The following is a 19,983-nucleotide window of genomic DNA, read 5'->3' as shown; positions in this document are numbered from 1 at the left end:
GAAGTGGATCGCGGCCGAGTGCCGCGGTTTCCCCTGAACGCTACTGATTCGGCGGCTCCGCGCCATCCCCGTTGAGAGCTCACCTCCGTGTAGCTCTCTTGGGGGACAGGCGAAGGAAGAAGTAGCCCTCGCACCGCTCAGTAGGACGACGGGGTTACGACGACCGCTCTCGCCCTCGGCACCAGACCACACGGAACGTCGCCTCCGACTCGCACCCTGTTGAGCCGGCGACCGCAACCGGCGGTCTGCCCCAGCGTCCCTCCACTACCAAGCTGGACCGACCGTTCGCTTCTCCAAAGAGGTTCACGACCCCCACTATGCGCTGCGGATCTCCGCCCAAAGGGCAGCTCCTCAAGATCCGCTACACATCCGAGAAGCTAGCTTTCCCGCTCCCGCGCATGAATCGTCCGTTCAATGAGTGCCAGTGCGAAGATGGCGACTTCGCGGAGATCGTCACGGGTGGCCCCGAATTCGGAACGGGACGACAGGCCCTCCCAGACCGTCTGCACGAGGTCGGTGAGCTTCGTCGGATCCACCGACGCCGAAAGCTCGCCCTCCCCCGCCGCACGGTCGATACGGGCGCGCAGCCGCTCCTCGTCCGATCGCTGCAGATCGGCGACGAAGCCGCGAACGTCCAGTGTCTCAGGAGTGTCCGCCATGGCCGCGCTGCTCCTCAAACACCCCGGGTGCCCCTCCTCGGATCTGCTGAACTCGTCCACCGAGTCGAGGAGGATCCGCTCGATTACGCGAACGATCGCGGGTTCCTCCACCGCACGCTCGTAAACGGCGCTGTATCGCAACGCATAGGTGCGAACCGCTTCCTCGAAGATGTCGGCCTTCGATCCGAACGCGGCGTACAGGCTGGAACTCGAGATGCCGAGGGAGGCGGTCAACATCCGCGTCGAAGTCCCCGAGAACCCGTGCTGCCAGAAAAGGTGAGCGGCTTTGCGCAGAGCGAGGTCGCGGTCGAAGGACCTCGGCCGTCCCGCGGAATGAGTCGCCATTCGGTCGATTCTAACACCACCGCAGTACAATCGAATTATGGAGCAAATGATTCAGAAACAAGTGACGGTGAACGGATCCTGGATCACCGTCGACGTCTACGGCGACGCGGACAAAGACGCGATCGTGCTTATCCCCGGCGCCATGTCGGACGCCACAGCATGGCGGCACGTGGCTCGCCACCTCGACGGACGGCAGACGGTCGCCGTCGTCAACCGTCGCGGCCGGCATCCCTCCGGACCGCTGACAGACGCCTACTCGCTCGCCACCGAGGTTAAGGACGCCGCGGCGGCCCTGAAGGAGTTCGCCGGCGTCCGCGCCCTGTTCGGATGGAGCTACGGCGGACTGATCGCACTGCACCTGGCGAACGAGGTCGCCGTGCCGCACCTGATCGCCTATGAACCGATCATGGCGCCGTTCGGAGCTCAGGCGCTGCCGGATCTGCGTCACGCCCATGAGGAAGCGGACCTTGACGGAACCGTCGAAGTCGCCCTCCGACGAGTCACCGGCATGAGCGAAGAGTCGGTCGAGGCGCTGCGTTCCGACGAGGCGGTCTGGAACGGGCTGTTGCGCCTCGCTTCGCCCGTCTATGCGGAAACGCTCGCCATCAACGAAGCGGGTCACCAGAACACGCTCGCCACGATGGCCGAGCGTATCGACTTGGTCGTAGGCGAGCTGAACCGAGGACGGGCGCCGTACGGGACCTCGTTCGATGACGTCGCCAGTCGGACGCCGACGGCGGTCGTGCACGAGCTGAGCGGTCAGGGCCACCTCGCCCATCTGGAAGCCCCCGAGCACCTCGCGGCTCTGGTGAACCGACTTCTGGACTCCACCGCTTGACCCGACCGCCATGACAGTGTGAAGCGGCTGCTTCGCCCTTCAGCGCGAGCCACTCGGGCTTTCGCCTTCTCCTCGGCGTACGGCCCCCAATGAATCGCGAACCTTCCCCGGGTGAGGACGGTGAACCGGTTCCGGCCCGGTCGCGCGACGGCGACCGGGCCGGAACGTCTGTCGTTGCCGGTGGACCGAGCGGGCCCCGGAGCGGTCAGCGGCCTATTTCTTCCAGGTCAGACAGGTCCTCATGGGAGAGGGAGAGGTTCGCGCCGGCGATGTTCTCGCGCAGGTGCGCCCTGGACGACGTGCCGGGAATGAGCAAGATGTTCGAGGACCGCCGCAGCAGCCAGGCCAGTGCGACCGACTTCGGCGTCGACTCCGATCGTGCGGCGACAGCCGAGAGCGCCGAGGACTCCAGCGGAGTGTAGCCCCCGAGCGGGAAGAAGGGGACGTAGGCGACGCCGTCGGCCGCGAGCCGGTCGATGAGCTCGTCATCGTGCCGGTGGGCGAGGTTGTACATGTTCTGCACGCTGACGATCGGCGCGATGCCCTGTGCCTCGGCGACCTGTTCTCCCGTGGCGTTGCTGACCCCCAGACGGCGGATCAGGCCCTGCTTCTGCAGCTCGACGAGTGTCCCGAACGCCTCGGCCAGTGAACCGGGCCGGGGGCCTTCGGCGTCGCCGAGTCGCAGGTAGACCAAGTCGAGTTCGTCGCGTCGGAGAGACTTGAGGTTGTCGTGAACCTGGCTGCGCAGGTCTTCCGGTCGCCGTGCGACAGGCCAACCGCCCTGCTCGTCACGGTTCGCGCCCACCTTGGTCGCGACGCACAGCGACTCGGGGTAGGGGTGGAGCGCCTCTCGGATCAGCTCGTTGACGACACGGGGCCCATAGGCCCCGCTCGTGTCGATGTGGGTGACGCCGAGATCGACCGCGTCGCGCAGAACCGCCAGGGCCTCATCGCGATCGGCCGGCGGCCCCAGCGCCCACGGGCCGGCCAGCTGCATGGCACCGTAGCCGAACCGCTCAAGGGTCAGGTCGCCCAGCGTCCAGGTTCCGCCGGGGAGTGAGGGAGTGGGTGTGTTCATCTCGCTGCCTTTCATCGTGCGTTGCGTCGATGGCGTTCATCGCCGTCCCGCATTACGTTAGGAGAGAGGCTCCTTATCCGGAAGTAGGCACTTTGAAGTGCGTAACCCACCCCTATGTGCGAGGTGATCTTCATGGCGACCATGAACGCGGCCGAGAGGCGAGCGCAGGCCAAGGCGGAGTACAACGCGTTTCTCGCGGAATGCCCCAGTCGGCAGCTGCTGGACCGCATCTCCGACAAGTGGGTCGTCCTGATCCTGTGCGCCCTGGGCGGCGACGGTCCCGCGCGGCCCGGTGAATCAGAAGCGGACGCGCCGAAGGCGATGCGGTACTCCGAGATCTCCCGTGTTCTGGCCGGGGCCAGCCAGAAGATGCTGACCCAGACGCTTCGGTCGCTGGAGCGCGACGGCCTCCTCACCCGGACCGTGACGCCGACAGTGCCCGTCACCGTCGCCTACGAACTGACCGACCTCGGCCTCTCGCTCCACCACATGACGCGCGGGATCAGGAGTTGGGCGCAGACCCACATGGACCGGGTCCTCACCCACCGCGAGGAATACGACTCCCGCGCCTCGTAACGCGTTCAGGCGCCGACGGCCGACGGACACCCCCTCCGCGGGACGCGTCGCGGCCACCGTTCGGCCGGAGGGACGGACCGGATCGTTCCGTCGGAACGACGGCACCGAGCGCTCTTTCACACGCCAGGAGTTCCCATGGCGTGACTGCGAGCGCATGTCCGAACGTGCAGAAGCGTTCATACCGGTCGTCTGCCTCCTCCTGGAGGACAACGCTCTCGGCGAATGTGCCGACGACGCCTTGGGCACGGATAGTCGGGCCTGTGGCGTTGCCGCCCTCTGCCGGACCTCTGCGTTCGAAGCCGGACCGCCGTGGGACCGCCCCGCCGACGTGCTCGTCAGCGAGGCGCCCCCGCACCGGCTCCGTGCGGTTTCACGCCGTGTACTGGTATGACGGGTAGGTCAGGTAACCCGCGTCCCCGCCCTGGTAGTACGTGGCTTCGTCGACCGGTGCGATCGGCATCCCGGTGCGCAGGCGTTCCACGAGGTCGGGGTTGGCGATGAACCCGCGGCCGAAGCTGATGAGGTCGGCCCCCAGCCTCAGCCATCGGTCGGCCTCCGCACGATCGGTCTGCTTGGGCCCCATGGGAACGGCCGGATTCATGATCAGGGTGCCGGGCCAGGCGCGGCGCAGTCCCGTCAGGACCTCGTCGTCAGTGGTGGCCTCCAGGTGAACGTACGCGAGGCCGAAGCGGGCGAGTTCGGTGAGCAGCGTGGTGTTGAGCTCAGCGGCGTCGGCCTCCTCGACGCCCCAGAATCCGCCGCCCGGGGACAGCCGGATGCCCGTCCTCGCCGCGCCGATGGCGTCCACAGTCGCCTCGACAACTTCGACGGCGAACCGGATCCGGTTCGCGATCGAGCCGCCGTACACGTCCGCGCGGAGGTTGGCGTTGGACGACAGGAACTGGGAGATCAGGTAACCGTTGGCGCCGTGCAGTTCGACCCCGTCGAACCCGGCGTCGATGGCGCGTCGGGCCGCGTCGGCGTAAGACCGGACGTGCTCCGGCACTTCAGCGGTCTCCATTGCGCGCGGTACCGGCGCCGGCTTCTGGCCGCCCGGGGTGAAGACGTTGCCGACGGCTGCGATCGCCGAGGGCCCGACGGGTTGGAGACCGTTGGTGTCCGGGTGCGAGACGCGTCCGCCATGCATGATCTGCGCGAAAATGCGACCGCCATTGGCGTGCACGGCGTCGGTCACGGGGCGCCAGGACTCCGCCTGCTCGTCGGTGTGCAGCCCGGGGGTTCCGGGGTTGGACTGGCCGATCAGGCTGGGCTGCACGCCTTCGGACACGATGAGGCCGGCGGTCGCGCGCTGCGCGTAGTACGTCGCCATCGAAGGTGTGGCCAGACCCCCGGCGGCGGCCCTGACCCTGGTCATGGGCGCCATCACGACGCGGTTGGGGAGATCCAGGTCGCCGGTCCGGTAGCCGGAGAAGAGTGTCGTCACGTTGCGCTCCTTGATGTTCGGTGATGGGTGGCGGTGCCTCGTTCTGAGGTGCAGGGCTATGCTAAGACCTGACATCAATGTCAGGGGCAAATGCTGTGACCGACACGACAGGAGGCAATGGTGCGGATCGGTGATCTCGCCGCGCGAGCGGGCGTCAGCGTGCGCTCGCTGCGGTACTACGAGGAGCAGGGCCTGCTCTCCAGCGCCCGCAGCCCGAGCGGACAGCGGCACTACACGGACGACAAAGTGGACCGGGTTCGGTTCATCCAGTGCCTGTACGCGGCAGGACTGTCAAGCCGAACGATCGCCGAGCTGCTACCGTGCGCGGACGCCCCCAGCGAAGAGAACTCGGACGCCGCTCTAGAGCGGATGACACAGCAGCGGGACCAGATCTCTGCGCGCATCGACGATCTCGTACAGACGCGTGCAACGTTGGACGGGCTGATAGCCAAGGCGCGCGCATACCGCGAGACGCAGCGTTCGGCCGTTCGGACCTTAGCTAGGACGCGCCGGGAGCAGGGGGGGCGATACCAGAGTCGTCATCTGCTCGCGGCAGGCCGGGGATCACGCCACTCCCTCTCTCCATCAACGCCATCGCCACGCGCCCCGACCGTGTTTCCCAATCCGTAACCTGCGTCACTTTCCCTTACATTCCGCCTCCCCGGTGCGACGCCCGCACCACCTCACGCGTCCTTTCTGTGAGCGTCGAACGAAAGGACTGACCGAATGGCATCGAAAAGTCGCATGAGGAAACTGCACCGGCTCGCCGCCACAGGAGCCACCGTCGGCCTCCTTGGACTGACCGGGTGCAGCGATACCGGTCCCGAGGAGGCACAGGCCGCCGATATCACCGGCGGCGAGGCCGACGCGGATCCCATCGCCATGCTCAATGAGACGGTGCGGCTTGAAACGGAGCTCGGCGCGCTCGAACGCCAGGCCGCCCGGAAGTGCATGGAGGACAAGGGGCACACCGTCCACGATGAGTCGCTGGTGGCGCCGTGGACGTTCGAGGAGCTCGACTCGATTCCCGACGACTACGGGCTGAAGTTCTTCCCGTCGACGGAGAGGGCCGGGAAGTTCGGCTTCGGCGGCTGGGCGTACACCGACATCGCCGCCTCCGGGCAGTGGGCGGGACTCGCCGAGGAGTACCAGAGCGCCAAGGGCGACGAGGACAACGAGGACGAGACCGGCGACCCGCTGGACAACTCGGCGTTCCACGAGCTGTCCCACGCCGACCAGTTCGCCTGGTACGCCGATTTCGTCGGCGGGGAGGCCGCCGAGTCCCGGTGGGGGCACCTGCTCGACGAGACCGGTCCCAGGCCCGAGACGTCGGAGGACCTGGTCCCGTACGGCTGCGCCGGCGAGGTGATAGAGGACGTCTACGGCGACGACGCCGACACCTCCGAGTTCTGGCGGGGGCACGAGATCGTATACGGGTTCGCCTTCCCCAAGCACGTGAGCGCCGATGCGCGGGCGGACCGGGGCAAGGCCGTGGTGAAAGCGGTCGAGAAGGCCGAGGGAGCGGAGTTCTTCCAGTGCCTTGGGGAGGCGGGCTATCCGGGATGGGAGTTCGACGACGAGGTCGCTCGCCTGTCGCCGGACGCCTACTGGGCTGAGGGGATCTACCCCGACTACACCGACGTCTTCGCCGGATTCGACGAGGAGACCGTCTACCCCGAAGCCCCGGACGACCTCCCGTCCGATGTCGACGAGCTGGTCCGCGCCGAGATCGCGATGGGGGCCGCCTGGGCCCGGTGCAATGACGAGACCGGCCTGGAGGACGCCATGCTCAAGGCCTTCCGGCAGTTCGACACCGAGTACTACCAGGGCCGGGCGGAGGAGTTCGGCGAATACCAGGAGCAGCTCGGCCGGGCCATGGCCGCTGCCGAGAAGCTCGACTGACCCGTAGTCGCCGCTCGAGCGGTTCCAGGTGTGCGCCATGAGTGAAAGGGCGCCCGGGCACGCGACCGAACGCCCTTTCGCGGTCCGAGCCGATCAGGACATGGAAGGCACCGCTTCGGAATCCTTCGCCTCCGCTTCGGAGACCTCGGCCCCGCGAAGCCGTGTCGTGGCGGCCAAGGCGATTCCCGCCACGGCGACGAGGGCGTTGAACCCGAACCCCCAGGCGAACCCGGCGGAACCCTGCACGGCGACGATGATGATCGTCAGCACCGCCGTGCCGAACGCGGCCGAGGAGTACTGCGACGCGGTGATGAGGGAGCCGGCGCTGCCGCTCAGCTCGGGCTTGACGTCGGTGTTGCCCAGCACGAACATCGATGTGTAAACCATGCCGTGGCCGAGTCCGCTGATGACGAAACCGGGCAGAAGCGCGATCCAGTAGCTCTCGATCGACAGGCTGAACGCCAAGAGCAGCAGGCCGGCGGCGGAGATCGCGAAGCCCAGTCCGAGGGTCCTCGCCACGGTGAGCCGCTTCAGGAGCCTGCCCGCGAAGATATTTCCGAGCGTCACGAACGCGGCGAGGGGCAGGAATGCGATCCCCGCGGCAACGGGCGAATAGTCGCGCTGGTCCTGCAGGTAGAGGGTGATGATGAAGAACTCGGTTCCCACGCTGGACATGTAGAGGGCGGCTCCCAGCGCGCCTCGCCGCAGCGTCGAGATCTTGCGTAGCGCGCGGTCGACGAGCGGGGTGCGGGACCGTCGTTCGTTGACGAGGAACGCAATGGTGACGATGATGGCGGCGGCGCCGGTGACGGCGATGGGAGCCGCGTCGGACGTCCCTTCTCCCACAAAGGTGAGCGCGAGGACGAGCAGAAGCACGGATGCGGTGCCGAGAGTGGTGCTGAGAATCGGCACACGGCTGTTCTCGTCACCGTGCTTCTCGGCGTCCGAGATCTTCAGGACGCCCGCGATGCAGACCAGCACCAGCGGAATGTTGATGATGAAGATCCACCGCCAGCTGATCTCGGTCAGCCCGCCGCCCAGGAGCACTCCGAACGCGAGCCCGGAGGCGCCGACGGCGCCCCAGATGGAGTAGGCCCGGGACCGGTTGGGGCCGTCCGGAAAGTTCACCGACAAAAGGGCCAGGATCGCGGGGGACAGCACCGCGGCGGCCAGTCCCTGGACAACGCGGGATCCGAGGAGCAGCCCGCCGTCCGTGGCGAGAGCGGCCATCACGCTGGCCGCGCCGAAGGCGACGTTGCCGAAGACAAAGGTCCGGACGGCGCCGTACCGGTCGACCAGGCGGCCGCCCAGCAGCATGAAACCGGCGAACGGCAGGCCGTAAGCCGTGATGATCCACTGCAGGCTGACTTCGCTCATCCCGAGGTCCGCCCCCATGCTCGGCATGGCGACATAGACGGACGAGTAGTCCACGGCGATGAACAACTGCGCGATGCCGATGGTGATGAGAGCCAGGCGCTGGACCGGACTCATCTTCCCGACGTCTTTCATTGGAGGTCTCCTTCTGCTACTGCCGGGAGGCAGGGTCGGTGGCCGGATCGAGTGCGCCGAGGAGCGCATCGGACAACTCATCGCGCGTAGCGACGATCTCGTGGGCTCCGGCTTCTTGAAGTTCTCGGGGCACGCCCACGCCCCAGGTGACGGGAACTCCGGAAAGACCAGATCTTCCGCTCCCTTGTCGGTGGCCTCGCGGGGGCCTCCCGGTGCCCCGCCTCTCCGTGTACATGGCGGGAATCGAGCCCGGTTCCTCCGACGCGCGCCCCTTGGTCCGGTACGCCCTCGGAGTTCCGGGCCTGGCCTACTACTCCAACTCGGCCTGACGGTACCCCCTGTCGTTCCGCGCCGACCACTTCTCGGTGGCGCACGCGGACCGGCTCGCGGTGGTCACCGTCTGCGAGGTCCGGGTGGGAGTCGACTGCGAACGCCGGATTCCCGCCACCGCTTTCGGCGACTTGAATTGGGCGTTGACGGAGGTCGAGGCCGAAGAGGTGCGTACCGGTTCCGAGGAGATCCTCACGGAGATCTGGACGGCCAAAGAGTCGGCTGGGAAGGCGGCCGGCGTCGGCCTCGCGACCGCGCCCCGCCGAATCCGGACTCGGGCGCTGCACCCGCGTCCGGCTCCCGAGATCTCCTTCCGCAAGAGCGAGATCGACCGCATGGAGTTCGCGACCAGAGGGTGGTGGCTGGACGACCACCACATAAGCGTTTCCTGGAGCGTCCGCGACCTCGGCTGAGGGGTCGCCTCGACCGCCCCGGTCCCTCCTTCGCAGCGGAAGGACCGGGGTGCGATCCGTGGAGCCTCTATGACCGGGCACGCCGGTCCCACAGCAGTCCGTGCCGTTCGGCCGCCATTCCCAGCTGGACCAGGTTCGAGGCGTTCAGCTTCGCCTTTATCGAGGCCACATTGCGTTCGAGCGTGCGGATGCTGATGAAGCACTCGCGCGCGATGGCCTGGTGCGACCGCCCGGCGGCCAGGAGCCGGACGATATCGGTTTGGGTCGGTGACAGGCCGGCCGAGGGTTCGGAGACGGTCGGTACGGTCGTCAGGGGTGTCATGCCTTTCTTCCTTTCGATGCCGGGACGCGCTCTGCCCAGGTCGGGGTGGAGGCCCCGCGGGTGAGACGTCCGGTTCCAACTGACTGATTCGACGGAGAAACGCCTCTGTCTGCTCGGGTGCGGGAGAATCCCGTGAACGCGAAGGCGAGCGCGGCGAGGCCCAGTAGGATTCCTCCCACCAGAGCAGGCGCCGTGCTCCCCGCCGGGTAGGCCAGACCGCCCCCGAAGGCGCCGCCGGCGATGCCCACGTTGAAGGCGACGACGGCCAGCGCCGATGCCACGGTCTCGGCGCCGCGAGCTCTCGTGAGCATTTCGGTCTGGACGATCGTGGGCAGGAGTCCGAAGCAAACGCCTGCCACGACGGCGCCGACCGCGACGGCGGGGACACCCTGGACCAAGGCGACGGCGGCGAGGACCAGTCCTTGGGTTCCCGCGATGAGAGCGGCGCGGGACGTTCGCCTCCCGTTCGCCAAGGCGCCCGAGGCCATCGTTCCGCCGATGACCGCGACGCCGTAGGCCCCCAGGATGATCGAGGGTACGGCGCCCTGCTGGGTCGCGAGTGGCGAAAGGTAGGTGTAGAAGGAGAAGTGCCCTGCCAAAGCCATCGTGAACACCAGCGCGGGAACCGCGACGGCGATCCATGGCAGCGCCCGGAGGGCCGGAGGTTCGGCAGTCGACACGTCGGCGCCTTTAGGCGCGGCGAGCGCCGCTACAGCGACCGCGGCGGCGGCCAGCCCGATCGGCACCTGCCATCCCCAACCGCTGAGAGCTTCGGACAACGGGACCCCGACGGCGAGCGCGCAAGCGTTCCCGAGCAGTACCCGTGCCACGGCGCGCCCGGGACGGTCCGGATCAGTGGCTGCCGCGAGAGCCAGGACGACGGGGAAGAAGGCGCCGTGCACCGCCCCGTTGACGGCCCGCAGAGCCAGGTAGGTCTCCAGGTTCGGAGCCGTGGCGGTGGCCAGTGCCGCGAGTGCGAACAGGACTCCCGTGGCGATCACTGTGCGCCGCAGATTCATTCGTCTGGTGAGGAGGGCGCAGGGAACGGCGACGACGGCGGTCGCGATGGCGTAGGCGGCCGAGCCGCCGGCGGCGGCCGGGACATCGGCGTGGAGGTCACGCGCGATGTGCCCGACCGCCCCGGCGGGGGCCATCTCCACTGTCACGGCGAAGAAGATCGCCATGGCCAGTGCCGTGCTGCCCTTGCGGTCAGAGCGCACGCTCGTTCTCCGGCAGTTCGGGGACTCGCGGGGGCAGGGCTTTGCTCGCCCTGGCCGCGTAGGTGCGCACGCTCAGGACCGTGCTCGGTTCCTCCGCGGTGAGGAGCCCGCCGGTCCGCTCTGCAGCGAAGGCGGCCGAGCCCGGCCCCATGGAACGTCCGTCCAGTGTGCATGCTCCGGTGAGCACTATCAATGTCTCGTCCACACCGAGTCCGGCGAGGTCGAGCGTTCGTCCGGCGGCGAGGTTCCAGTGTTCGACGGACTCGGTGTCGCTGTGCAGCATGCCCCGTCGGATCAGGCAGGTCCAGTCGTCGCCGCTGTCGGCTCGGGTGATGATCATCGTTGTGGCACTTCCAGTTCGACGGTGTACAGTTCGCTCTCCCCGGAGGCGGCGATTTCGGCCGTGCTCCCGGCGGGGATGAGGAAGGCGGTGGGCGCCTCGATCGTCCCGCTGTAGCCGGGGAAGGAGAGTTCGGCGGCGCCCTTGTTGAGGAAGCCGGCGGTTTCGCGCCCGCCGGAGTCCAGCACGGCCGTGTCTCCGTCGGCGAGGACGTGCCGTTGGACGGCGGCCAGCGGCCCGTCGAAGGTTCCGGCCGTGTCGACGCGCGGTGTGGCGGTCAGGTCTTCTATCCGTGCCGGCATGGGTTTCCTCCTGGGTGGTGCGGTGTCGGCGAGGATCGCCTGGGTGTCGGGGGAGAGAGTCTCGATGACCCACCAGTTGAGGGTCGAGCTGCCCGTGTTTCGCAGACCGTGGGTGTTGCCCACGGTGGTCATGGCGAGCGTCCCGGGGCGGACGGGGTGCGGTTCTCCGTTGAGGAAGAACTCGCCTTCGCCGTCGAGGATCAGGTAGATCTCCTCGGTGCGGGTGTGCCGGTGCTCGCCGCTGACGGCGCCGGGCGGCAGGGTGGCCCACTCGACGGCTTCCGTCGGCGATTCCAGGTGGCGGCGGGTGTAGAACGCCTTCCACCCGGTGCGTCCTTCGGCTCCGTGGACTCCGACGATGAGCGCGTGGTCGCGCGGGCTCCGCGGCCGGGGCGTGGGGCGGGTTGCGGTGGCGCTCATGCGGCCACCTTGGCGTTCTCGGGGGAGAGCGCCTTGATCGTCTCCAGCGCCTCGGCGATCTCGCTGGTGGTGACGTCGTTGGCGAACGTCGCGGAGCCGATGCCGTAGGGCAGGGGCAGCCTCTGGAGGCCGCCGCGGTGCCTTGTGGTGTCCTCCAAGGCGTTGGCCAGGGCACCGAGTTCCATGGCGGGGTGCTCGGTGGGCAGGCCGAGGGACTTCATGACGGCGAAGATTCGGCGGGCCTGCGAGGTCATCATGTGGCCGCGGTTGAGGCTGATGGCGGTGGTGAGGGCCATGTCCAGGCAGACCGCCTCACCGTGCAGGAGCTCGGGGAGCGCCCGCATCTCGATCGTCGGGCTGAAGGTGTGGCCGTAGTCGACGAGCCGCTCCAGTTTGTGCTCCCAGAGGTTCGGCTCCAGCTCCTCCAGCATGCCGGCGATGGCGTGGCCGATGATGGCCCGTTCCTGTGAGGTCTGCGCCTGGAACCGCGAGGCGAGTGCGGCCGCGCCGTGCCCGGCGAGCAGTTCGAACAGGACTGAGTCCTTGATCAGCGCGATCTTGAGGATCTCGGCGAGTCCGTTGGAGACGTGCCGGTCGTTGAGGCTGGCGAGGAAGGAGGTGTCCAGGAGGCTGCGGGAGGCGGCGAAGTAGGTTCCGATCTTGTTCTTCCCGGCGCGGAAGTTCACTCCGGTCTTGACTCCGACGCTCGCGTCGACTAGGCCGATGAGCGTGGTGGGGACGCGGATGAAGGGCGTGTTCCGGCGGTAGATGCTGCAGGCGAAGCCCACGATGTCGGTGAGCACGCCTCCGCCGACGGCGATGACCGGTTCGCGGCGGCGGTCGAGTTTGAAGGAGTCGATCGTTTCGAGGACGGTGTCGACGGAGTCCCAGCTCTTGTTGGTCTCCCCGTGGGGAAGGACCAGGAGGCGGTGTTCGGAGAGGTTGGCTTCGGCCCAGGCGCGGATGCGGTCGCCGTAGAGGTCGTCGATGACGGCGTCGGTGACGATGAGCCGGCGGGCGCCGGCCTCGCCGTCGACCAGGGCGAGGTTGTCGCGGTCGAAGACGCCGTCGACGATTTCGACGCGGTACTCGACGTGCTGTTGGGCGGAGACGGTCCAGTTGGAGAGGGAGTTCATTCGGTGTCCTTTCGGGGTTCGGTTTCCTTTGAGCGGGACGGCAGTGCTCGGAGTGCGCGGTTGGCGGGGACTTCGACCAGGTTCCACAGGAGCCAGGCGGCGCCCAGGCCGGCGGCGAGGACGCCGGCGCCGAGCAGGACCGCTCCGGGCCGGTCGACGGTCGAGTCCCCCAGCAGTGTCCGCGTCGCGGTGAGCACCACATCGTGCACCATGTAGAGGGCGAAGGACAGCTCGCCCAGGCGGACGGCTGCGGGGCCGGCGAGGGCGGCCGGCGGGTGAGGAGCCTGTGCTGCGGCGATGACCAGCAGTGCGACCGGGAGGACGAACACCGCGTCGAGTTGCCACAGCAGTGGGACGTACAGGCTCAGGCCATAGCCCGCGACGGTGAGGGCGATGGCGGCGCCGAGCGGGATGCGGGGCAGGACGCCTTCTTTGACGGCCCGCGCGGCGATCATCCCGACGGCGAACTCCAGGAAGCGGACCGGCGGCAGGGCGTAGACCGACCACACCTGGAAGATCGAGGATTCGAACAGTGGGGACTGAGCGTGCCGGCCCCCGAAGGCCTCCCCTCCGGGAAGGAGCGAGGCGGCCAGCGGGAGTGCGATGACGACCGCGACCAGTGCGAGACCCAGCGGAATCAGGCGGTTGGGCTTCACCTTCGCGATGACAGGCAGGGCGAAGGGGAACATCGCGTAGAAGAAGAGTTCGGCCGAGAGCGACCAGGACGGGTTGTTGACGCTGAAGAACGCGGTGTCGCTGGGGATCCAGGCGTGCAGCAGGAGCAGGTTCGCCCCCGCCTCCCACATCGCCGTGGCACCGAGGCCGGCGACGGCCAGTGCCACCGCGAACATGACCAGGTGGTTGGGGACGATCTTCGCCGTGCGACGCCACAGGAAGCGACCGGGCGTGTCGCCGGGGCGGGCCGACCAGGTGAGGACGAATCCGGAGAGGACGAAGAAGAACGTCACCCCGAACCATCCGCCGTTCTTCAATGCGAACTGGAGCGGTTCGACGGCCGGGTCGTCTCCCAGGAAGAACCGGTTGAGGCTCAGATGGAAGAGGACGACCACGAGTGCGGCGTAGAAGCGCAGGCCGGTCAGGGTGTCGAGGCGCCCGGCGGCCGGCGCCGAGGTCTCGGCTCTAGCCGAGGGGGAGGCTTTGAGCATGGCGGAAGATCTCCTTGGGGTCGTAAGCTGCTCGCGCTCGTTGGAGTCGGGGGAGGTTGCCCTTGTAGTAGAGGTCCAGAGAGGACAGTCCGGAGGTGTTCCAATCAGGGTCGTCGAGGTCGGTGTCGCAGTAGTTGACGAAGCAGCCGTCGGTGTCCTCGGACGGGGCGGGGACCCCTCCCGAGGAGGCGAACATCGCCGAGTACGTCGCGCGGGTCCACGCGGTGTTGGCCGCGTCGTCCCCGGGGTCATCCCAAATGGACACGACCTGGAACTTGATGATCGAGTCCCTTTGCGCCACCGCGGTCGCGTCGGAGTCCACGGTGTTGACGGCGCCTCCGTAGGAGGCGATCATCAGCAGCGCGCCGGGGTTGGACAGGGAGGTGTCGTTCAGGCCTTCCCAGGCTCCTCGAACCGCCTCTCGCGTCCAGGCGCGGCGGAGGTAGGCGGATTTGCCGTCGAAGCGGCGCGTGGAGTCCGGACCGGTGAACCCGTTCCAGCTCGTGGCCTGCATCCACGGCACCAGGCGGTTCTCCCTCTCGATCGGAGCTCCGACCCCTTCGGAGAGCGCTTCGACGTACCTCCGCAGGACGCCTTCGGCGTCGGGGACGCCGGCGTCGACGATGGTGTCCACCGTGATCGAGCCGTTCGAGCGGTGCCAGAGCTTCAACTGCGAGAACAGGCCCGCCTCCGGTGTCCCGGCCTCGCTGTTCTCCTCGTGCCACCGGCCGTGGTTGGCCAGCAGCCGTTCGAATGAGCTTTCGTCGATGCCGTCCCAGTCCCAAGCGACGCTGTTGACCAGCACCTTTTTCGGAGGGGCGGGAAGCGCCTCGCGCGGGGAGGCCCCGTCGGCGCCCGGAGAGCGCATCCAGTAGCGGGTGGCGACGCCGAAGTTCCCGCCGCCTCCGCCGGTGTAGGCCCACCACAGGTCGTGGTTCGGGTCGTCCGGGTCGCTGGTCCCGACCGAGACGGCCACGGTGCCGTCCTCTTTGACATGCACCGCCTCTACGGCGGCGAGGTGATCGACGACGAGTCCGTCGCGGCGGTTCATGCTGCCGTAGCCTCCGCCGGCGATGTGTCCTCCGGCCGCCACCGTCGGGCAGTTGCCCGCCGGCAGGTACACGCCCCACTGTTTGTACAGCAGTTGGTAGACCACGCCGAGCTGGGCGCCGGCGCCGACCTCGAAGGCCTTCATCTCCGGGTCCCAGCGGACCTGGTTCATGGCGGAGGTGTCGATGACGGCGGTGATCCCGCCGTGGGTCGTGAAATCCTCGTAGCAATGGCCCCCGGATCGCACGGCGGGGCGCAGTCCCCGGTCCAGGACGGTGCGGATCTCCGCGGCGACCTCGTCGGCGCCACGGGGGAAGGCCAGTCGCTCGGGGTTTCCCCTCCAGCGCAGGTTGGTGCCCTGCCGGAGGTCCTCGAACTGCTCCGAGGACCGGGTGACGACGCGGTAGTCACCGACTCCCGGTGCGGCCGAGGCCGACTGCGGAACTATCGAGGTCGCGGCGAAGGCGCCGAGGACGGCGCCTCCCATGCCGAGGAGGGAACGTCGGGTTGGGGTGGTCATTGCCTTTCTCCTATCGGGGTTCTGGTACGGAGGGCGTTCGTTTCATAGGGCATGTCGCCGTCGGGCATGTTGATGAGCTCCAGCTGCAGCCCGGTCGGGGAGGCGACGTAGATCCAGCGGTCGCCGACGATGGGGCCGTCGGTGATCGTCTCGGGCCTGCCGAGGGCGCGGTAGCCGTCGAGCGCGTCGAGGAGGTCGCACGAGGCGTCGACGTCGTCGGCGTGGAAGGCCACGTGGTGGCCTCCGAGATCGCTGTTGGCCGGACGGGCGGAGTCTCCTTCGGCGGTGAGGACGGCGAGCTCGGCGCCTTCGCGGGCGGCGAACACCGTGCCCTCAGCTCCGAACGCGGCGGCCGGTCGGAGCGGTTCCAGCCCGAAGAGCCGCTCAAAGTCCTCTTCCACTGCCGGGATTTCGGCTCGGCTGAGGAAGACTCCGCCGCACAGGCGGTTCCCCTCTCCGGGGCGCACCGCGAGGTGCACCCCGGAGGGCAGAGTCGTGTCGAAGCCTTCCGGACCGCCCGTGACTCCGAGCCGTCCGGCCACCACCGTGGGGTCGCCCGTGAGCAGCAGGAGAAAGAAGGACCCCGGGGTGCCCGGTTTCGGGGCGGGCTCACCCTCGGCCTTCTCGTACTCGAACAGCTCCAGGTTCGCGCCGAAGGCGTTCACCGCGGCGACCCGCAGCGGCGCTGGCTCGCGGGCGCCGAGTTTCGCCTTCATCCAACCGGGGAATGGTTCGATGATCGGACCTTCGATGTAGCAGAGTTCCCCTCCGACACGGCGAAGATCCGCTATGGCGTCCTCCAGGTCGGAGACGGTGACGCCGACGTGGTCGACACCGCGAGTTCGCATGGTGGACATGATGTTCGTACAACTCCTGAATGAAAGGGGTAAGGGGTTCGTCTATAGCTGGGTGCCACCGGTGGCATCGACGACCTGGCCGGTGATCCACCGGGCGTCGTCCGAGGCGAGGAACGCGACGATTCCGGCGACGTCGTCGGCCTGTCCGACTCGCCCCAGCGCGGTGCCGGCGGCGACGCCCTCCTGTGCCTCTTGGTTGTCGCGCAGCCAGGAGGCGTTGATGTCGGTGTCGATCACGCCGGGGGCCACGGCGTTGACCGTGATGCCCCTGGGGCCGACGTGCTTGGCGAGGGTGAGGGTGAACGCGTCGATCGCCCCCTTGGTCAGCGCGTATCCGATGATCTCGGGGAACGCGATGCGGGTGACTCCCGAGGAGATGTTGACGATTCGCCCGCCTTCGCCCATGCGCGGCAGGGCCCGCTTGACGATGAAGTACGGGGCGTTGGTGTTCACCGCCTGCTGCGTCAGGAAGTCCTCCCTTCCCATCTCCTCGATGGCGCCGCGAAGGGTCACGCCGGCGTTGTTGACGAGGATGTCGACTCGTTCGGCGTCGAGGCCCTTCTCGGCCGCCGCTATGTCGAAGGACCGCCAGAACCCGGTCTCGACCTCCGGGTCGGCCAGGTCCGCGCCGAAGGCGAACGCCCGGCCGCCGTCCGCTTCGATCTCGGCGACGACGTCCTCGGCGGCGTCCTTGTTCTGACCGAAGTGGACGGCCACGGTGCAGCCGTTATGCCCCAGCCGCAGTGCGATCGAGCGTCCAATACCCCTGCTTCCGCCTGTGACGACGGCAATCTTCGTTGTGTCCGAGTGTTGTTTTTCGTTCATGTCTGCCATACTGGCATACGTGTAGCGATCGTTACAAGAATTGTGATGGATACCACAAACTAACTTTTCAAGGCGCGCAAGCTAAAACGACGACACAGTCGTCCATAAGAGATGAGCGGGCAAAGAGGCCTGCGGAAACGGAGTTTCTATGATGGCAGGACACGCCGGGCAGGGGCGTAAATTCAACACCACCGCGGCGCTCGAGGCGGCGATGACCGTCTTCTGGGAGCACGGTTACGAAGGGTCGTCCATGTCCGCCCTGACAAGGGCCATGGGCATCAATCCGCCCAGCCTCTACAAGGCCTTCGGGTCCAAAGAGGATCTCTTTTTTGCCGTGGTGGACCACTACAACGCGACTCGCGGCAGCTTCATGGCCCGCGTCTTCGAGGAGGAGACCGACGGGATGGCCATGCTCCGGCGACTCCTGCTCGAGGCCGCCGACCACTACCCGTCGAGCCAGTTCCCCGGCGGCTGCCTCGTCATCAGCGCCGCCGTGACCGTCACCGAGTCCAACCAGCACGTGGCCGACCGACTGGCCGGCATGCGCAGCGACAATGTCGAGGTCATGGCCGAATACCCGGGAATCACGCCCGAAATGGCACGCTTCGCGGGAGCCACCCTCCAGGGAATGAGCCAGCAGGCCCGCGACGGGGCCACCGCCGACGACCTGCGCACCATCGCAGAGTTCGCCATCACGGCTCTCGAAATGAAGCAAGCACGATAACGACCGGCAGGAATCACATACCGATCGCCTCCCGGTCGCAGTGCGTCGTCGCCCAGACGATCTGCGCCTGACCGGCCGGCTGAAACCTACGTACCTTCGCGACCTCTTACGTGGACAACATCCACGGATTCCCGCTCTCGGCGCGATAGACCGGCCCCACTGCGGCTCATCGCAGTTGCCCACGCCATCCATGTCGCGTTCCGGCGAGTCTGGAACCACGCCCGCGAGTATGGAATGCCCCCAGCGAACGCGTTGCGCCGCGTTTGCGGCGTCCCTATGATCTGCGTTCGTCAGGCGTCTCGCTGCGCCGCACCGACGGAGTTCCCTCGAAACAGGTCGCCGAGTGGGCCGGCCACTCCGTCGAAGTTCTCGAGAGGGTCTACTCCCGCGTCCTTAAAGAATACGACCAACGGCGGAAGGACCAAATGGACGGCTTCTTCTGACCCACACACGGAATCAATGAAGGGGTGCCATCGGCTGAGAGCCGATGGCACCCCTTCATTCATTACCAGAGCAGTATCAGTCGTCTCGAGCATGGCGCAACGGTCTTGGCGACCGTAGGGAGGACGAGTCGATCAGGCCGAGCCGAATACGTTCGCACTGGTCGCCACCGGTCTTATTATATCGATGATCATGGCAGTCCATAATCGACGGGAGTCTGCGTCCAGCTGCCGTACAGCCTCGTACCCAATCACTACATTTCGACAGCCCGAATTTGCGGAGGCTCGAACCGCGGAGAGGTCCTTCCGCGCGCCTCGGCGGTTCATAGCGCTACCACATCGGGATAGTCACTTGGGAAGTTCTCGGGCATACCGGGAGGTAGGACATCTTTCCGGTAAATCGCGGCAAGAAAATCCACGACACCGATCACGTGCTCCGACCAGTCACCGTTCTCCCCCATGACTACGATCGGCCAGTCCGCAGGGGACTCCGACCACGTTCGCCAGTAGAAACAGTCTCCCGAAGTCGATGACCCCCATAGCAGAAGCCCACCAGGCTCTGGATACGGGACGTAGTCTACGGCATCACCCATGTCGCACAGATCCTGGAGAATCTCGGACGCTTCTCGAACCCTCGCAACATACGACGACTCCTCCCCAACCCGGGGCAACTCAATACGCAGAAAGTCTTCGAATTCCAACGGCGGATAGGCCTCAGCCAAGGCCCGGAAATCAGGCGGAAGCTCCACTCCCAGAGCCGCGTGCAGCACCTCCCAACGCACCGCACGCGGCGCGGCTGAGCGAAACTGCGCCCTTGCAGAAACCGCAGACTCCAGAAGCTGAAGGCTCCTCTTCGTCTTCCATGAGTAATCATTCATAACCGTCTCCTGGAACAATAAACCATTCGCCGCATTGGTGGTTTGAGGTCGTCGAGGCAGATCTGCACCAGGCGATGACACCGATACCACTAGGACGACACCACACTAACGGCGTCTCATATAGGCTTGACAGGTACCGGTTAAGAGAGCCACCACGTCGGGATTGTCGCTCGGGAAGTTCTCAGGCATCCCCCCAACCTTGAAATCCTTCCGGTAAATCCCGGCAAGGAAATCCACAGCACCCATCGCGTACTCCGACCAGTCGTCGTTCTCTCCGCTCACCACGACCGACCAGTCCGCAGGGGACTCCGACCACGTCCGCCAATAGAAACCGTCACCGCAGTTCGACCTCGCCCACCCCAGAAGCCCACCGGGCTCCGGATACGGCACGTATCCCTTGGCGAGGCCCGCTTCGCTTAGGTCCTTGACGATCACGGTAAGATCCCGAACATCCGCCACGAACGACGACTCCAGCCCTGGCTCGGGCGTCTCAAGCTCAAGAAAGTCTTGGACGAGCAGCGACGGATAGGCCTCTGCCAAGGCACGGAAATCAGGCGGAAGCTCCACCCCCAGGTCCGCATGCAGCACCTCCCAACGCACCGCACGCGGAGCAGCCGCACGGTACGGCACCACCGCTGGGACCGCAGCCTCGAATCGCTGCAGGCTCAACATGTCGTCTGCCAGGTTGT

The 19,983-nt window shown here is 67.1% G+C and carries 20 protein-coding genes and 1 pseudogene; 6 read left to right on the top strand and 15 right to left on the bottom strand.

Going from position 1 to position 19,983, the window contains the following annotated elements:
- Positions 1-377: 377 nt before the first annotated feature.
- Positions 378-1,004 (bottom strand): TetR/AcrR family transcriptional regulator, encoded by a 627-nt coding sequence (locus tag ACFTE1_RS01630; RefSeq protein WP_380620222.1) that lies wholly within the window; start codon positions 1,002-1,004, stop codon positions 378-380.
- 37 nt (positions 1,005-1,041) lie between these two features.
- Between ACFTE1_RS01630 and ACFTE1_RS01625 the strand changes: the two genes are divergently transcribed.
- Positions 1,042-1,842 carry an alpha/beta fold hydrolase gene (locus ACFTE1_RS01625; RefSeq protein ID WP_380620219.1) on the top strand — a complete coding sequence of 267 codons (801 nt, stop codon included), beginning with the start codon at positions 1,042-1,044 and terminating at the stop codon, positions 1,840-1,842.
- A gap of 205 nt (positions 1,843-2,047) precedes the next feature.
- Here ACFTE1_RS01625 and ACFTE1_RS01620 read toward each other — a convergent pair whose 3' ends face one another.
- Positions 2,048-2,920, bottom strand: a complete 873-nt coding sequence (locus ACFTE1_RS01620) for an oxidoreductase (RefSeq protein WP_380620216.1) — start codon at positions 2,918-2,920, stop codon at positions 2,048-2,050.
- 132 nt (positions 2,921-3,052) lie between these two features.
- On the opposite strand from ACFTE1_RS01620, the gene ACFTE1_RS01615 reads away from it, so the two are divergent.
- Positions 3,053-3,496 carry a winged helix-turn-helix transcriptional regulator gene (locus tag ACFTE1_RS01615; protein ID WP_380620214.1) on the top strand — a complete coding sequence of 148 codons (444 nt, stop codon included), beginning with the start codon at positions 3,053-3,055 and terminating at the stop codon, positions 3,494-3,496.
- A 370-nt stretch (positions 3,497-3,866) separates the two neighbouring features.
- On the opposite strand, the gene ACFTE1_RS01610 is transcribed toward ACFTE1_RS01615, so the two are convergent.
- The gene (locus ACFTE1_RS01610; RefSeq protein ID WP_380620211.1) at positions 3,867-4,940 is read right to left on the bottom strand and encodes an alkene reductase; all 1,074 of its coding nucleotides are present in this window, start codon (positions 4,938-4,940) and stop codon (positions 3,867-3,869) included.
- Between the two features lie 120 nt (positions 4,941-5,060).
- On the opposite strand from ACFTE1_RS01610, the pseudogene ACFTE1_RS01605 reads away from it, so the two are divergent.
- Both ACFTE1_RS01605 and ACFTE1_RS01600 read left to right on the top strand, forming a co-directional pair.
- Positions 5,061-5,423: pseudogene (locus ACFTE1_RS01605) on the top strand (MerR family transcriptional regulator); the annotation flags it as partial.
- 243 nt (positions 5,424-5,666) lie between these two features.
- Complete coding sequence (locus ACFTE1_RS01600) at positions 5,667-6,842, top strand: hypothetical protein (protein WP_380620209.1); 1,176 nt, start codon at positions 5,667-5,669, stop codon at positions 6,840-6,842.
- A 93-nt stretch (positions 6,843-6,935) separates the two neighbouring features.
- On the opposite strand, the gene ACFTE1_RS01595 is transcribed toward ACFTE1_RS01600, so the two are convergent.
- Positions 6,936-8,351 (bottom strand): MFS transporter, encoded by a 1,416-nt coding sequence (locus ACFTE1_RS01595; protein ID WP_380620207.1) that lies wholly within the window; start codon positions 8,349-8,351, stop codon positions 6,936-6,938.
- A gap of 365 nt (positions 8,352-8,716) precedes the next feature.
- Here ACFTE1_RS01595 and ACFTE1_RS01590 point away from each other — a divergent pair, with 365 nt between their 5' ends.
- Complete coding sequence (locus ACFTE1_RS01590; RefSeq protein ID WP_380620205.1) at positions 8,717-9,094, top strand: 4'-phosphopantetheinyl transferase superfamily protein; 378 nt, start codon at positions 8,717-8,719, stop codon at positions 9,092-9,094.
- Between the two features lie 67 nt (positions 9,095-9,161).
- On the opposite strand, the gene ACFTE1_RS01585 is transcribed toward ACFTE1_RS01590, so the two are convergent.
- From ACFTE1_RS01585 to ACFTE1_RS01545, 9 genes are read right to left on the bottom strand one after another with little or no spacing between them, the layout of a single operon-like run.
- A complete protein-coding gene (locus tag ACFTE1_RS01585) occupies positions 9,162-9,416 on the bottom strand; it encodes a response regulator transcription factor (protein ID WP_380620195.1) in 255 nt (84 codons plus the stop codon).
- Entirely contained in the window at positions 9,413-10,636 is a 1,224-nt protein-coding gene (locus ACFTE1_RS01580) for an MFS transporter (protein ID WP_380620192.1), read from the bottom strand. Before ACFTE1_RS01580 ends, ACFTE1_RS01585 begins: the two co-directional genes overlap by 4 nt.
- Positions 10,626-10,976 carry a hypothetical protein gene (locus ACFTE1_RS01575; protein WP_380620189.1) on the bottom strand — a complete coding sequence of 117 codons (351 nt, stop codon included), beginning with the start codon at positions 10,974-10,976 and terminating at the stop codon, positions 10,626-10,628. The genes ACFTE1_RS01580 and ACFTE1_RS01575 overlap by 11 nt, the downstream gene beginning before the upstream one ends.
- Positions 10,973-11,698 carry a cupin domain-containing protein gene (locus tag ACFTE1_RS01570; RefSeq protein ID WP_380620187.1) on the bottom strand — a complete coding sequence of 242 codons (726 nt, stop codon included), beginning with the start codon at positions 11,696-11,698 and terminating at the stop codon, positions 10,973-10,975. Before ACFTE1_RS01570 ends, ACFTE1_RS01575 begins: the two co-directional genes overlap by 4 nt.
- The gene (locus ACFTE1_RS01565) at positions 11,695-12,834 is read right to left on the bottom strand and encodes a sedoheptulose 7-phosphate cyclase (protein ID WP_380620184.1); all 1,140 of its coding nucleotides are present in this window, start codon (positions 12,832-12,834) and stop codon (positions 11,695-11,697) included. The genes ACFTE1_RS01570 and ACFTE1_RS01565 overlap by 4 nt, the downstream gene beginning before the upstream one ends.
- Positions 12,831-14,000 carry an acyltransferase family protein gene (locus tag ACFTE1_RS01560; RefSeq protein WP_380620182.1) on the bottom strand — a complete coding sequence of 390 codons (1,170 nt, stop codon included), beginning with the start codon at positions 13,998-14,000 and terminating at the stop codon, positions 12,831-12,833. Before ACFTE1_RS01560 ends, ACFTE1_RS01565 begins: the two co-directional genes overlap by 4 nt.
- Entirely contained in the window at positions 13,975-15,570 is a 1,596-nt protein-coding gene (locus ACFTE1_RS01555) for an FAD-binding oxidoreductase (RefSeq protein ID WP_380620179.1), read from the bottom strand. The genes ACFTE1_RS01560 and ACFTE1_RS01555 overlap by 26 nt, the downstream gene beginning before the upstream one ends.
- A complete protein-coding gene (locus ACFTE1_RS01550; protein ID WP_380620177.1) occupies positions 15,567-16,418 on the bottom strand; it encodes a hypothetical protein in 852 nt (283 codons plus the stop codon). The genes ACFTE1_RS01555 and ACFTE1_RS01550 overlap by 4 nt, the downstream gene beginning before the upstream one ends.
- A gap of 51 nt (positions 16,419-16,469) precedes the next feature.
- Positions 16,470-17,252 (bottom strand): SDR family oxidoreductase, encoded by a 783-nt coding sequence (locus ACFTE1_RS01545; protein ID WP_380620175.1) that lies wholly within the window; start codon positions 17,250-17,252, stop codon positions 16,470-16,472.
- A gap of 148 nt (positions 17,253-17,400) precedes the next feature.
- On the opposite strand from ACFTE1_RS01545, the gene ACFTE1_RS01540 reads away from it, so the two are divergent.
- Positions 17,401-17,976 (top strand): TetR/AcrR family transcriptional regulator, encoded by a 576-nt coding sequence (locus ACFTE1_RS01540; RefSeq protein ID WP_380620173.1) that lies wholly within the window; start codon positions 17,401-17,403, stop codon positions 17,974-17,976.
- Between the two features lie 763 nt (positions 17,977-18,739).
- On the opposite strand, the gene ACFTE1_RS01535 is transcribed toward ACFTE1_RS01540, so the two are convergent.
- Together ACFTE1_RS01535 and ACFTE1_RS01530 are read right to left on the bottom strand one after the other, a co-directional pair.
- Positions 18,740-19,294, bottom strand: a complete 555-nt coding sequence (locus tag ACFTE1_RS01535; RefSeq protein WP_380620170.1) for a hypothetical protein — start codon at positions 19,292-19,294, stop codon at positions 18,740-18,742.
- 105 nt (positions 19,295-19,399) lie between these two features.
- Positions 19,400-19,966, bottom strand: a complete 567-nt coding sequence (locus tag ACFTE1_RS01530) for an SMI1/KNR4 family protein (RefSeq protein ID WP_380620168.1) — start codon at positions 19,964-19,966, stop codon at positions 19,400-19,402.
- Positions 19,967-19,983: the final 17 nt, after the last annotated feature.

Origin of the sequence: Salininema proteolyticum (assembly GCF_042685645.1) — a bacterium.
GTDB lineage: Bacteria > Actinomycetota > Actinomycetes > Mycobacteriales > Micromonosporaceae > Salininema > Salininema proteolyticum.
Note: the sequence above shows the minus strand (reverse complement) of the source record. Positions and strands in the feature narration are given on the sequence as shown.